This window comes from Proteiniphilum sp. (genome assembly GCF_034927365.1).
In the GTDB taxonomy this organism is placed as follows: Bacteria; Bacteroidota; Bacteroidia; order Bacteroidales; family Dysgonomonadaceae; genus Proteiniphilum.
The window spans coordinates 270174-284381 of record NZ_JAYFQD010000013.1; the positions used below are offsets into that span (position 1 = coordinate 270174).

A 14208-nucleotide genomic window follows, 5' to 3' on the forward strand; every position below is an offset into this window, starting at 1 on the left:
TACTATCCTGAGGTTAGCGGATAATCTTTACCTCTTTGGGTGCATCTATCTCACTTTTTATTTTTCCATCAGCTTGTTTAACATGTTTTACGGTGACAATACCGTAGGGTGTGGGGAATGTTCCTTCGGCAAAGGACAGTTCACCCAGATTCGGTTGTATCCGGATCACTTTTGCCCCCGGTTCCACTACCTGGATACCCAGTACGTGAGCCGTTAACCAGGCGGTCGGCCCCGATGCCCATCCATGGCAAAGACTGGCCCTGAGGCCTACATAACAATGGTCTCCTCCATCGGCATGGATATTGAACTTCGATGTGTTGGGGAGTTGATCAATCGGTAGGGCATCCGTGCGTGCTGCATAGTTGAAGTCTTCCCAGAACGTGGTGGCGCCCAAATCGAGCATGGCTCCCCAGTAATCGGAAATAATATTCATTGCTTCCCGGTATTTGCCGTCTTTGGCCAATGCCTCCAGCATATAATAGCCGTAGAAGGTTGCGAAATCATTGGCTCCGTTGTGGAGGATGACCGAAGAAGCCTTGGTCGGGGAAAGTATGCCGGCCAACGCAAGTAAGGACGCAGCCTGTTTATTTCCGTGATCATTCGGATGATGTCTTTTCAATGATTCTGATGTTTTTGTGCATAGTTTGTTGAGTTCCCTATCGTTCAACCATCCGGCAATATCTTTACCTGCTTCCATGGCCATGAGCGTTAAGGATTGAAGACCGGAATGAATAACATCCGGTGCATTGGCCGTAGGCCAATCAAGGAAACGTCCACCATCAAGATTTTCCTTACCATTCGGATCTATTTTTGAGATGATCTGGTTGATCAGTTGCGATAGATAGGGCTGTTGCGCTTTCAGATAATCCTTATCGCCATGATAGAGATAAAGGTCGCGATGGGTAATAATCCACCATAATGAGTAGGAAGAGATCCCGTTCATCCAGCCGGGTAGGGGAGTAGTCTCCCTTCCGAAATCGAGGCTTTTCTTTACCACTTCCTGGTCTCCGAACACAGTGTTGATGGTCATGATTTCTGGATGGATGTCACCAAGCCATACCAAACGATCTCTTTTTATTCCATCCCACAGGTATTCCTGCATATTCAGATGGACGGTATAGGCTCCTGTTTCCCATATTTCGTTTAGTTGTTCATTGTCGCACTTGAATGATCCCAGATAAGGAATATCCCGGTAGCGGAAGATGCCTCTTACGGACCGTATTGGTAGGTCAACCTCCTTGTCCAGAAGATCTATCCTTACAAAGCGGAAGCCCGAATTTCCCACCTCTATTTTTCCTAGCCAAGGAATTTCGAGTGTGAAATCTCGTAACGAGTGGTCGTTGGTAGCCGAATTCATTCCCGGTACGCTGTTGTCTATCGCGTTACTCATCGCTTCGGAAACCGATTCCCCTAAGCGTACACGTACTTTCAACGCTTTCTTTTCGCCTCTTATCGCAGCGGCTATTTCTATCCCTCCATAGATTTCCGTTCCGAAATCCAATAGTACGGAAGCCTGCATCTCATCATCAGAGCGTAGCACGCACATGCCAGCTCCACTGGTAGAGAGCTGTCCGTCGAATCTGGTGAGGAGTACCTCCGTATTTTTTACTTGGTTGTTTTTAGTGTCTGATTGCCAGACGACTTTCACCGGGGTTATGTAACTCCGGGTGATTTCATCCTTATCCAGGTTGTTCCTGAAATTTTCAGTAAGGACATTTTTTTGCGAATAGACGCTTCCTGTAAATAATAGCGCCAAAGAGAGGCTGATAAAAAAATGCTTCATATGATTATTTAATTTTTGATATTATTCTTTTTTACACGGAGGTTTCCCGCTTCATTGAAATAGAGTCTGCCTATGTATGCAATGCGGTCATCATTCGGTTGTGGGGCATCAAAATTGCGATGAGCATGATAAACGATATGCAATTCCCTCCCATCGACTGATTCTACTATGGAGGAATGTCCGGGTGAGGAGATACCCAACTTTGTGTCGGTAAAAAGTATGGGGTTATCTTTGTCCTTGATCCAAGGACCGAGCGGATGTTTAGCTCTTGCTGTCCCAACCCCGTAGTGACTATAGGAGGTATGGTTTGCCGAATAGGTCATATAGTAATTTCCATCATGTTTCAACACGAAAACACCTTCATTGCACCGGTTGGTTGCATAGTTCACTTTCTCCCATTCCTGCGAGGCTTCACCCACCAGTACGGGCTCACCTTCAAATTTAGACAAGTCTTTTGTTAAGCGTACCACATAGTTTTTCCCATAGGAATAACCTTCTTCAGCTCCATTCTGACTGAAAAAAAGATAAGATGTCTGGTCTTGATCGTCATCCACAAAAATATGACAATCGATAGCAGACTTCCCTATATTGAACCAAGGCGCGTAAAGTTCCCTGAATGGCCCTTCCGGTTTATCACTTACGGCTAACGCAGAGAGGAGAAGGCCACTTTTCTTGTCGAGAGATGAGTAGGTAAGGAAGAACTTCCCCTGATAAAATTTCACCTCGGGTGCCCAAAAGAATCCTTTCCCAAAGTGATTTTCAGAGGGACGAAAAAGCGCTCCCTTATATTCCCATGTTGCCAGATCGTTTGATGTGTAATAATCAAAGCCACTATCAGGATTAGAGGTGCCAGTCATATAATATGTCCCATTATGCTTGTATACAAAAGGATCTCCGAGGGCAACGTACTCTCCGTCATTCGTTTTCAATTGCATGGTGAACACTGGCTGGCTATCTTTACCTGTACAACTGAAAAATATCTGTACGATAAGGAACAGAAGAGAGAAATTGTAAATTTTCATTGATGCCTGTGATTTTTTAGCGTTCTACCACTAAACTCCATTTTCCGGAGCCGACATTCTCAATCACTGAAAAATTTCCTTCCCGTCTATACTTTACAGGAGCTCCATTCATATGCAGAATTTGCTTTTTAGAATAAAGCGGAAGATATATATCAGCGGTAGTATTGGTTGGAATAGTGACCTCGATTTGGAACGATTGACCGGGATCATTGGTGAAATTAACCGTTACGTCACCCCGGATAGTCGGATGTTTGATTTCAGCCGACCTCAGTGACCCCGGCTGAGGTTTGATCCTGATCTTACGGAATCCCGGTTCCAATGGCTCAATCCCCATTAGTTTGCGGGGAATGAGGTTGGCCGGTGCTGCTCCCCAGGCATGATTCCAATCCTGATTGGGTTTATACTTGTTATCCCATGCTTCCAGTGTGATCGTGGAACCGACACGAATCATATTATACCAGCTCCGTTCACCGGTAGAAGTCAGCAGTTGCAGTCCGTATTCCGGATCATTGGCATCGTAGATGGCATCCAATAGGAATTGTGAACCATATACACTGCAAGCCATTCCACGTGAACGAATAAATTCCATCACGCTGCCTACCTGTTTGTCCGGAACCAGTCCGAAAGCAATAGGAAACATATTGGCGTGGAGCGATGCGTGATCCGTTCCAATTCCATCGATATACACTCCTCTTTTTTTGTCGAAAAGATATTTATTAAAAGACTCCTTCAATTTTGTAGCACGCTCATTATAAAACTTCCGGTCATCGGTTTTTCCTAATGTTTCCGCTATTTGTGCCATCAGCGTGAGAGTCCTGTAGTGGAAAGCATTGACAACCGTGTTGATGTCGGTGAAGACAAAACCGTCGGTTTCACCCCCCTCTTCCTTTTCCAGTCCGAGAATGCCGGTGTGGGGCCAATCGACAATATCCCTTATTTCTCCGTTGAAATGAATCGATCGAAGTACTTCCGGGGTTACCTTACCGGTACGTGTACTGATAAATCCGTTTTCATCGGAGAGCGCTATCAGTGTTTTCGCCTGAAGGTCTTCATAGAATTGTGCCAACGAGAGCTTATTACCGGTGTACATATAGTCTGCCCATGCAATAAGGACGGACTGCAGGTTCCACTCAGTGGGCCAGGTTGGTTTTCGGATCAGGTATTCATGCGTGTACCTTGCCATGCTGTAGTCGCGAGCCACGCAGTAGTGTGAGAGTTGATTGATCACCGCATCTCCTTCATAAGCGATCCTTTCCCGGTCGCCATCGACATATACCCCAAGGTAGGATGTGGCTTTGATAGAGTACTTGCTGATATCCCAGACCTGGTTAAGTATAGTGTCGGAACTATGAAAGTGGGAGTCGAAATCGTTGAACGGATAAAAAGCAGTTTCCCGTATCAGATCCTTTTCCTGTAAAAGATGTCTGTAATTTTCGATTTCGCAATAGCGGAACGGGGTTACTTCGCCGATGTATTCCGGCATCAGTATGGCCTGGGAGCCTGTATTCCTTCTATCGGGACGAATGGTGACCACGTAAGTCTTCCATCCTTTTTCAAGTGCAATCTTGTATTGGGAGTAACGAATGGTGGCTCCTGGCGACCGGTTTACTTTACCGTTTTGTTCTGTTTCGCCCAGATGCAGGATTATACTGTCGGTTCCGCTGTCAGAATAAAGATTCAAGCGTATCCTTCCAAAAGATGATTTGCCAAAATCGGCAAAATAACGCATCTCATTGATTCTGTTTATTTTTACTGGATGTTCGTCTTGTTTCCGTATTGGATACCGGTCTGTAGCATAATCGGTCAGATTTTCGGCCGTTTTAAAAGTGGAGATGTGGGAAAAACCGGAATCACTGCCACGTTGATCCCATGTTTTTACTTTCCAGAAGTATACTTTCCCCGGTTCAAGCAGTTTACCCTCGTAAGGAATATTGACGGAGGAATTGTCTTCCACTTTTCCTGAATCCCATAGGTCGGCCGAATCTTTTAGTAAAAACTCTCTTTTCGAAGCAACCAATAGGTGATAGGATAGTTGTCGGGTGTTCTCTTCTCCAGAAGGTATTATCCATCCAAAAAAAGGTGTACGACTGCTTATTTCTGTGAACTGGAAATTTTCTCTTTGAGAGACTGCTTCTTCTATCGGGGTTGTTGCCGGATAACCGTTCAGGTAGACTTGTTCGGTTTTTGATAACAGATTGACTGTTAATTGGTATGGGGTTGCCCGGTCCTGTGCATTGGACACAGCGGATATAAATATAATCGTGAATAATATTATTTTTTTGATATGCATAGATACCTTGATGTTAGGAGCCGTTTTGCTTAACTCGTCCTGAACTCCTGTAGTCCATTGGCGTGACTCCGACTCTTTTCTTGAAAAAGGATAAGAAATACTCATAGGAACTGAAATTCAATTCATAAGAGATCTCTTTGATGGAATAATTGGTTTCCGCCAATAATTCTTTGGCTTTTCTTAATTTTAATTCCTGGAAGTACTGTGCCGGAGCATAACCGGTGTATTCCTTAAATGCTTTTCTGAATAGTGAATAGCTGATACCCAGATTGGTGGCAATCTCTTTGATATCGATATTCTTATGAATATTTTCAATCATGATAACCTTTGCCCGTTCTATCTTCTGCACCGATTCCTTGGACTCGAAGTTCCTGTTCTGCGCCAGGGATAGAATTGTACCGATTATATTAAAAACGATTCCCGCCAAATTTTGCTGTGAGGCAGTTTTATCTTCTTTGGCGATTTTAATGGCCGTAGAGAAGAGATGTACGAGATCTTCATTCACCCCCACATTGAGAATCTGACTCTCGGGAGAGATGAAACCATTCGCTACAATATTGTCGATGATCTTTCCATCAAATCCTATATAATATTCGTTCCAGCCGGTTTCCTTGTTCGGACAGTAAGTGTGCCATTGCCCGGGAAAAAGGAATATAACCTGCCCTTTGCCAATGCTTGTTTTTTTTGTAGAATCGGAAGAAAAAGATCCCCTTCCTTTACTGATATAAACGATCTGATATTCCGATAAAACACGTCCATTATTTGGTGTGAAATAGTAGCTTTTGGGGTGTTCTGTAGAAGGATATACTGTATTCGAAGCAATAGGCTGGAAGCCAACAGTATTGACCGTCAATCCGAATTTCTTATCTCTTTCACTGACGAGTAAATATTTAAAATCGATACCGAAATCGTTGAATCTCATGCCTCTTCTGTTTAGATTTGCCTCTCTATTTTGGTTTGTAAATTTACATAAATAAGCCGAATTATCGTCTATTCGCACTTATAATATTGAAAAAATCATATTAAAATATGATACCTGAAACTGCCGGGGTAATTTCCTGTCGCTTGGGTTGAACAGAAAAGTCTTTATAATAAGGAAATACCCCGGCAGAGAGTATTAAAACAGATTGGGTATAACCAATGAAAATATCAATATCGCCATACCAAGGGCTAGAAAAACAACAGCCTTCTTACCTGCACCTTTCCACTCTTTCAGGATAATTCCCCATACATTACTGAAAACGACATTCAATGACATCAATATACTCCATGAAAATGCCATCATCACACTACCCGGCTCGAAAAAGCTTTGTCCCATACCCAGACCGAAGAATTGGGTGTACCAGAGAAGGCCGGCCAGAGCACAGAACAAAAGATTATTTACCAAAACAGCTTTTGAAGATTTTCTTATCTCACCACCGGTTTTATTTTTCCAGTTCATATAGAGACAATAAACCAGATTGGTCATAAATCCGCCAATAGTAACCAAGAGCGTGACCGGATTTTGTGCGAATAACTCCTTGGCACCGGCAGCAATAGCTGCTTCCTTTACCGGTATCCCTGCACTTAATCCGAGACTGAAACAAGCACTCATCACACCAGCAAACAGGGCGATAAGAAGCCCTTTCTTGAGTGCAAAGTCTTTGATCGCTTTTTTTCTTTCCTCTTCCGACATGTTCTTTGAACGGAGGCTACCAGCGTATCCTACTAATGCAATACCCACCAGTGTAACTGCCACAGCGGCCAGAAGAACCAATCCCTTCGGAGAGAAAAGATCTGTTCCTACAAGCATCGCCGGAATAAGTGTTCCGAAAGCTGCGCAGGTACCTAAAGCAACTGACTGCCCGAGTGCAATACCCAGATAACGCATACTTAACCCGAAAGTCAATCCTCCAATTCCCCAAAGTACTCCATAGCCAATGGCCTGCCATGAGGCGGCTGCGTTGGCACTGTATATCCCTATCAACTCGGAGGGAGAGATGGCGATGAGCGCCCCTACAATAGGAAAGATCAGCCATGCGAAAACTCCTTGGGTTAACCAGAAATTTTCCCACGACCATTCTTTAATTTTATTGATGGGGACGTATGAGCTCGATTGGCCCATACTTCCCACAGCAACAATTAATAAACCCAGAATTGTATTCATCGTTTATACTCTTTTAGATGTTACCTGATCTTCATACTCCTGGATGTCGTTGATATACTCCTCACCGACAGGTATATTCTGCTGTTGGCAATAGTAATTGTAGACAGTGCTCCAAGGCATCGATTTCAATTCTTCGAGATAAGCCATTCGTTGGAAGTTCTTGTCCTGCAACTCAAATTCCCTTAGTTTTTCGGTAGGTTCGAGAAGCGCTTGTAACATGGCTCTTTGCGTTGAGCGGATTCCTACTACGTAGGCTCCGATACGGTTGATGGCTGCATCGAAATAATCGAGACCTACATGCACACGGTCGGCTTGTCCCGAACGGACGATTTCCTGCGATAATGCCAATAATTCGTCGGTTAATATCACCACATGGTCGCTGTCCCATCGTTCTGGCCGGCTTACATGCAGATTAAGTTCGGGGACAAAAAGTAATATGGCTGAGATCTTGTCGGATATCACTTCTGTCGGGTGGAAGTGTCCGGCATCAAGTGTCAGCATCATATTGTTCTTCACCGCGTATCCCATATAAAATTCATGGGATCCAACCACGTAACTCTCACTACCGATGCCGAATAATTTGCATTCTACGCAGTCTTTTAGATAGTCTGTACTGATCTTTTCGGAAAGGACGTCATCGAGTGCTTCTTTCATCAATTCCCTGTGTGCAAAGCGGGAAACGGTTTTGTCCTTTTCTCCGTCGGGAAACCAGATGTTATGCACGCATGGATCTCCCTGTTGACGTCCGATTTCTGCTCCGATACGGCGGCAACGGCGCAGGTGTTCTTTCCAGAATTCCCTGATTTCGGGATCAAAATGGGAAATCATATATCCGCTCTCTCCTTTGGGGTGGGAGAATAGTGTACAGTTGAAATCGAGTTTCACTCCCACTTTTTTAGCCCAGTCGATCCAGGATTGGAAATGCTTTGGTTCAATCTGATCACGGTCTACGAATTCACCGCCGAAATCACCGTAAGAGGCATGCAAACTTATCCTGTGCGCGCCCGGCACTAATGAAACTACCTTCTCCAGGTCATTTCGCAACTCTTCCATCGTTCTGGCTCTTCCGGGATAGTTGCCGGTGGTTTGAATACCGCCAGTAAGCCCCATGCCTGAGTTTTCAAATCCCAGCACGTCATCTCCCTGCCAGCAGTGAATGGAAATGGAGAGATTATTCAGTTTCTCTACAGCCTTATCAACATCTACTCCCAGAGATGCATATTGTGCTTTTGCATCTTCATACGCTCTTTTAAGTTGTTCTTCTTTCATACGATTTTTTATTTTTCTATTTCGGTGTATGGAACTCGCGATAATCGTCATCTTGGGTGTAATGATGTTCATGCTCGTTTCATACGATTATAATTATTATTTTTTTCGAAAATGGTACATTAAAAGTGTAGAGCCAAGACATTATTAATTGACAATGGATAATTGACAATGAATTGCAAATCGACGTAGTCAAATCATGACTTCTTAACTTCAGACTTCTTCGTCATTATTCTCATTGGCATATTGGCACATTATTATATTTCCCTGTAAACAGCGAGATAATCACTGTAGTGATTGTTCCATTGTGCTGTGTTTTCAGGATTGAATGTTTCAATATTGATAGAATTGCGCACTATCTGACGCATCTCTTCTTTGCTATCGACTATTCCGGCAGCTTTGCCCTGAAGTAGAATATTCCCTATGGCCGTAGCTTCCGACGGACCTGCCTGTACGGGTTTACCAATAGCGTCTGCCGTGAAGGTATTAAGCAGTTTGTTCTGGGCGCCACCACCGATAATGTGGAGCGTGTGAATAGGAAATTCTGCCAGTTGCTGAAGGTTTGCCAATACCTGCCTGTAACGGAAGGCAAGACTTTCGTAGATGCAACGGGCAATTTCGCCCATTGTTTGAGGAATGTATTGTGCTGTTTCCTTGCAATATGCCTGTATAGCTGTTATCATGGATCCAGGGGCTGCGAAGCATGGCGAATCGGGATTGATAAAGCACCGGAAAGGAACTGACTGTTCAGCCGCAGTTACTATCTCCTGGTAAGAGACCGGTTGTTTATTTTCCCATTCTTTTTTACATTGTTCAATCAGCCACATGCCACAGATATTCTTCAAAAGCCGGGTAGATCCGTCGGCTCCCCCTTCGTTGGTGAAATTGAGAGCAAACGTTTCATCGTTGATTACCGGTCTGTCCGATTCGATACCCATCAACGACCATGTTCCCGAACTCAGATAAGCAAAGTTCTTGTCTTCTGCAGGTGTGGCCAGAACGGCAGAAGCAGTATCATGTCCGGCAACTGCGATAACGGACAGATCTTGTAAGCCGGTCAGGTGTTGTACTGAAGAAGATATATTTCCGATCTTGTGTCCTGCGAATACAATGGGGGCGAAGTGGTCGCCGGAGAGTTGTATCGCTTCTAACAGTGAAATATCAAACTTATTTGAATGAGGATTTATCATTTGTGAAGTGGATGCGATTGTATATTCCGTCACCATTTTTCCTGTCAGCAGGTAGGAGAGCGCATCCGGCATGAAGAGTACCTTATCTATAACCGGATAAATGGAAGAATTATCTCTCAACAGTGTGTCGAGTTGAAACAAGGAATTGAAATTCATGATCTGAATTCCGGTTTTTTTATAAAGCTCTTCCTTGGGGATTTTGGTAAAAAAACGATCCGGTGCACCAAATGTGCGGGGATCTCTATAGCTGTACGGCATACGTAAGGGTTCTCCATCTTTCCCGAAACATACAAAATCCACTCCCCATGTGTCAATGCCAATGGACGTGATGTTCAGACTGTGAGATTTGACTTCCTGTAATGCGACTATAATCTGGTTATATAAATAAAATAAATCCCAGTATAGACGATCATTTACTTCCATAATCGGATTCGGAAAACGCCTGATCTCTTTTAACTCCAACTTGTCGTTACTAATCGTTCCAAGCATTGCCCTCCCACTACTGGCGCCTAGATCGATGGCTAAGAATGATACTGAATTTTCTACACTCATAATGAGGTTAAATATATTTTTTAAAGATTGTCTGCAAACTTACACGATAAATTAAAAACAGGCAATGGAATAAATGATTTTATGACTATGTTTTTTGATAATGATTTTGTGCAAGGATAGCGTCATTTGTTTTCTCCTGTTTTTTGTTCATAAGAAAATAATAAGAATTTGTAATAGCCTTGGTTTTATTTGTATATTTACAGCACAAATGATTGATACTATGTACAAGTTATTGTGTTCCTTTTTGATAGTGGGGCTGTTGTATGCATTTGATTCATATGGACAGGGTTCTCAGGACGATGGTAAGACAACTGCTGCTTATCACAAAGTGAAGGATATTGTTATCTATGAAGATCCTCAATATTATTCATCTTTCCCCTCAGTGGTGAGGGATGACGAGGGGGATTTCATTGTTGCTTTTCGTCGCGCACCTGATAGGAGGGTATTTGGTGAAGGAGGGAACAGCCACGTGGACCCTAATAGCTACCTGGTATCGGTTCGTTCAAGTGATGGAGAGGTATGGACCCTTGATCCGCAACTCATATACGCCCACCCGTTTGGTGGTTCACAGGATCCTTGTTTATTGAAATTACAGGACGGAACATTACTTTGTGCCAGTTATGGGTGGGCTTTTGTCAGGCCTGGCGGAATCCCAAATCTGAAGAAACCATATTTTGATGCGGGAGGAGCTATTTTCCTTGGAGGATATCTTGTCCACTCTTCAGATAATGGGAAAACGTGGAAAGGACCAGTTTATCCCCCACATGTGAAAGAGGAAATAAACCTTAACGCATTGGGAAACCCTCTTCCTGCCTATAACAGGGGGGCATTATGTGAAGGGAAAAACGGTCGGATTTATTGGGTTGTCGCCGTGAATGATTCTGTGCCTGTAAAAAAAACATCCAACCATTTACTTTTCTCTGAAGATAAAGGTTTAACCTGGCACTATTCTGGTTTAGTGGCATCCGATAATAAAATTTCTTTCAATGAAACATCCATATACGAAACGCCTAAAGGTGATCTGGTCGCATTCATGAGAACTGCTGATTTTGAAGATCAGGCGTGTATTGCCCGTTCTACAGATGGTGGTAAAACCTTCCAGTGGGAATCAATGGGTTTTCAGGGACATCCGCTAAATGCACTTAGATTGGCCGATAATCGTGTGTTACTGACTTATGGTTATCGACACAAGCCTTACGGAATTCGTGCACGGATACTTAATGAAGATTGTACTGATTATGCAATAGCACCTGAATTTGTTTTACGTGATGATGGAGGGAATGGCGATTTAGGGTATACATGGCCTGTTCAATTAGATGCCGGGAGGGTGCTCATTGTTTATTATTTCAATAAAGATAATGGTATACGTCATATCGCAGGCACAATTATAGAGGTGGAATAGATGATTTCAGGAATATTTTAAATTTAAAATTTTAATTATATGAGAAAGAATAAAATTCGTATTAGTTTGCTATTCGTGATCGGATTTATTTTTGGAAATATCCTCGAAGTGCAGTCCCAGACTGTTAAACAGAGTGATGAAAATGAATATTATGTGGCAGCTTATATCTGGCCATCATGCCATGATGATCCATTGGCAAGGAAAAAATTATGGTCGGAAGGGATCGGTGAGTGGGAAGTTATCAAAAAAGGGAATCCCAGGTATGAAGGTCATTATCAACCCCGTCAGCCATTGTGGGGGTATGAGTTGGATAACGACCCTGAAGTAGTTGAACGTTGGATCGACGTAGCGGTTGACCATGGCGTGAATGTATTTGTATACGACTGGTACTGGTATGAGGAAGGTCCCTATTTGGAGAGCGCCCTGAATGACGGTTTCCTGAAAGCCGGAAACAACCACAAGATGCAGTTCTATATTATGTGGGCTAACCATGATGTAAAGCATAACTATTGGAATTATCACCGTTATGGAGACGATGAGTCTATCCTGTGGAATGCTAAAGTGGATTGGAAGAATTATAAGATTATAGTTGACAGGGTGATCAATCAATATTTTAAACAGCCTAATTATTTAAAAATCAATGGAGAACCAGTCTTTTCTATTTTCAGCATAGATAAATTGAAGGAGAGTTTCGGAGGAAGTCTGGAGGAAACTCGTAAGGCCCTGGATTATTTCAGGGATGAAGTGAAAAAGGCCGGATTCCCGGGACTCCATATCCAGTGGAACCAGGGCGGGGGATCGCTTATGTCGGAAGAAAGAGCGCGAGAATTCAGAAAAAATGTAGATTCAATGGGATTTAACAGTATAGCCATGTATAATATGGGAGGTTTGGCAGAAGATTATCTTGTGTATGGTGCAAATTCGATCAAAATAAGGGAACAGATGGACGAAATCCTGGATGTCCCTGTATTCCCCTGTGTATCAATTGGATGGGATGATACTCCGCGATTTCCGGCAAAGGGAATGAAAGAAACCGTTCATTATCATAATACGCCTGCAAGTTTTGCCGCACTACTTTCTAAAGCAAAAGAATACGTCGACAAACACCCCGGACAGACAAAACTGATTACCATTAATGCATGGAACGAGTGGGTAGAGGGTAGTTACCTGCTCCCGGATATGCTTCATGGCTTTGGTTATCTGGAAGCGGTGAAAGAAGTTTTCATTGACAAGAAATACGATCGATATTAAAAACAAATGGTATACGTCAATATTGCAGGCACAATTCTTGAGGTTGAGTGAATAAAAATAGGGCCGGTAACTTACAGTTATAATTAAATATGTGTAAAGATTAAAATAAATCAAAATAATACAAAACAGATATCCTGTCTGAAAAAATATATTATGTTTGCAAGATAAAGATTTTTTGTATAGAATTAGTCAACCGGTTTAGCAGATATGAAACGAGTATCCATGCAAGATATAGCTGACAAGTTGGGACTTTCCAAAGGGACGGTCTCACTTGTATTGAGCGGTAAGGCGAAAGGAAGTCGCGTAAGCGAGGAGACATCTAAGAAGGTCATACAGATGGCAGAGGAGATGAACTATCAGCCCAATGAAATAGCCCGAAGTCTCAGCACTGGAAAAAGTATGTCTATAGGTGTAGTTGTCACGGATATCTCTAACGAGTTTTTCGGGAATCTCACATTTCATATACAAGAACAGGCGAAAAAATATGGCTACACTGTGATTACTTCAAACACAAACGAGAGCCTGGAAGAATTCCGTAATGCGATTGCCACATTACTCAATAAACAGGTGGATGGTATTATCCTTGTCCCTGTAGATGAAGGACAGGAGATGGTGCTCAAAATCATGAAAAGAAATCTTCCTATGGTGCAGATTGACCGTTACTATCCTGGTATCAAGGCCAACTATATTATTATTGATAACTATAAAGTATCGCGCAATGTAATTGAAGTTCTTATCGGAAAGGGCTTGCGAAGGATTGCCGTAGTTTGTTATGATATTAACCTGAATGCATTGACCGAAAGACGACAAGGGTATATTGATGCATTGACTCATCATAAATTACTGGATACTGCATTGATTAAAAATATCAACTATGAGAACCAGGAGGAAGAGATAAAACAGGCTATTATCGACCTAAAGAATAATCCTGATAAGGTGGACGCCATTTTCTTCTGTTCCAGAAAGGTATTTATTACCGGAGTAAAATATATGCACAGAGAAGGGATAAAGATACCCGAACAAATGGAAGTAGTCTGTTTTGATGAAATCGATTCTTTTTCAATTACCAATATGCCTATTACCTACATTAAGCAACCGATCAGGCAAATGGGAGAAAAAGCCGTAGACATTCTTATGGAACAGATGAGTGGATCAGGAGATGTCAATGAGTACGTCTTTGATGCTGAAATAGAATATTCTATCTGATTTTTGAATGATATATAAGCGATGAGATTTTTTATAATATGTTAGTCAACCGGTTTAGTTAATCAGATAGAGAGCGTTAAATCTTTTGTGCGGATAAAAA

The 14208-nt window shown here is 42.6% G+C and carries 10 protein-coding genes; 3 read left to right on the forward strand and 7 right to left on the reverse strand.

Annotation, left to right across the window (positions count from 1 at the left end):
* Nucleotides 1-13: 13 nt before the first annotated feature.
* The 7 genes from VB073_RS10035 to rhaB all read right to left on the reverse strand — a co-directional run bounded on the left by VB073_RS10035 (nt 14) and on the right by rhaB (nt 10249).
* Complete coding sequence (locus tag VB073_RS10035; RefSeq protein ID WP_323404031.1) at nt 14-1783, reverse strand: alpha-L-rhamnosidase C-terminal domain-containing protein; 1770 nt, start codon at nt 1781-1783, stop codon at nt 14-16.
* 8 nt (nt 1784-1791) lie between these two features.
* Nucleotides 1792-2805 (reverse strand): glycoside hydrolase family 43 protein, encoded by a 1014-nt coding sequence (locus VB073_RS10040; RefSeq protein WP_323404032.1) that lies wholly within the window; start codon nt 2803-2805, stop codon nt 1792-1794.
* A gap of 16 nt (nt 2806-2821) precedes the next feature.
* Nucleotides 2822-5200, reverse strand: a complete 2379-nt coding sequence (locus tag VB073_RS10045) for an alpha-L-rhamnosidase C-terminal domain-containing protein (RefSeq protein WP_323404033.1) — start codon at nt 5198-5200, stop codon at nt 2822-2824.
* Nucleotides 5109-6017, reverse strand: coding sequence for an AraC family transcriptional regulator (locus VB073_RS10050; RefSeq protein ID WP_323404034.1), 909 nt, complete (start codon nt 6015-6017; stop codon nt 5109-5111). Before VB073_RS10050 ends, VB073_RS10045 begins: the two co-directional genes overlap by 92 nt.
* A 195-nt stretch (nt 6018-6212) precedes the next feature.
* A complete protein-coding gene (rhaT, locus tag VB073_RS10055; protein WP_323404035.1) occupies nt 6213-7241 on the reverse strand; it encodes an L-rhamnose/proton symporter RhaT in 1029 nt (342 codons plus the stop codon).
* A 3-nt stretch (nt 7242-7244) separates the two neighbouring features.
* Nucleotides 7245-8510, reverse strand: a complete 1266-nt coding sequence (locus VB073_RS10060) for an L-rhamnose isomerase (RefSeq protein WP_323404036.1) — start codon at nt 8508-8510, stop codon at nt 7245-7247.
* Between the two features lie 254 nt (nt 8511-8764).
* Nucleotides 8765-10249, reverse strand: coding sequence for a rhamnulokinase (gene rhaB, locus VB073_RS10065; protein ID WP_323404037.1), 1485 nt, complete (start codon nt 10247-10249; stop codon nt 8765-8767).
* A gap of 220 nt (nt 10250-10469) precedes the next feature.
* Between rhaB and VB073_RS10070 the strand changes: the two genes are divergently transcribed.
* The 3 genes from VB073_RS10070 to VB073_RS10080 all read left to right on the forward strand — a co-directional run bounded on the left by VB073_RS10070 (nt 10470) and on the right by VB073_RS10080 (nt 14108).
* Nucleotides 10470-11651: a sialidase family protein gene (locus VB073_RS10070; RefSeq protein ID WP_323404038.1), complete on the forward strand. Its 1182-nt coding sequence runs from the start codon at nt 10470-10472 to the stop codon at nt 11649-11651.
* 39 nt (nt 11652-11690) lie between these two features.
* Nucleotides 11691-12902: a glycoside hydrolase family 99-like domain-containing protein gene (locus VB073_RS10075; RefSeq protein ID WP_323404039.1), complete on the forward strand. Its 1212-nt coding sequence runs from the start codon at nt 11691-11693 to the stop codon at nt 12900-12902.
* Nucleotides 12903-13109: 207 nt separating this feature from the next.
* Nucleotides 13110-14108 carry a LacI family DNA-binding transcriptional regulator gene (locus VB073_RS10080; protein WP_323404040.1) on the forward strand — a complete coding sequence of 333 codons (999 nt, stop codon included), beginning with the start codon at nt 13110-13112 and terminating at the stop codon, nt 14106-14108.
* Nucleotides 14109-14208 lie beyond the last annotated feature (100 nt).

Excerpts from the sequence above, each read along its gene's own strand:
- VB073_RS10035 (WP_323404031.1), bottom strand. The coding sequence starts at position 1,783 with ATGAAGCATTTTTTTATCAGCCTCTCTTTGGCGCTATTATTTACAGGA.
- VB073_RS10040 (WP_323404032.1), bottom strand. The coding sequence starts at position 2,805 with ATGAAAATTTACAATTTCTCTCTTCTGTTCCTTATCGTACAGATATTT.
- VB073_RS10045 (WP_323404033.1), bottom strand. The coding sequence starts at position 5,200 with ATGAGTATTTCTTATCCTTTTTCAAGAAAAGAGTCGGAGTCACGCCAA.
- VB073_RS10050 (WP_323404034.1), bottom strand. The coding sequence starts at position 6,017 with ATGAGATTCAACGATTTCGGTATCGATTTTAAATATTTACTCGTCAGT.
- rhaT (WP_323404035.1), bottom strand. The coding sequence starts at position 7,241 with ATGAATACAATTCTGGGTTTATTAATTGTTGCTGTGGGAAGTATGGGC.
- VB073_RS10060 (WP_323404036.1), bottom strand. The coding sequence starts at position 8,510 with ATGAAAGAAGAACAACTTAAAAGAGCGTATGAAGATGCAAAAGCACAA.
- rhaB (WP_323404037.1), bottom strand. The coding sequence starts at position 10,249 with ATGAGTGTAGAAAATTCAGTATCATTCTTAGCCATCGATCTAGGCGCC.
- VB073_RS10070 (WP_323404038.1), top strand. The coding sequence starts at position 10,470 with ATGTACAAGTTATTGTGTTCCTTTTTGATAGTGGGGCTGTTGTATGCA.
- VB073_RS10075 (WP_323404039.1), top strand. The coding sequence starts at position 11,691 with ATGAGAAAGAATAAAATTCGTATTAGTTTGCTATTCGTGATCGGATTT.
- VB073_RS10080 (WP_323404040.1), top strand. The coding sequence starts at position 13,110 with ATGAAACGAGTATCCATGCAAGATATAGCTGACAAGTTGGGACTTTCC.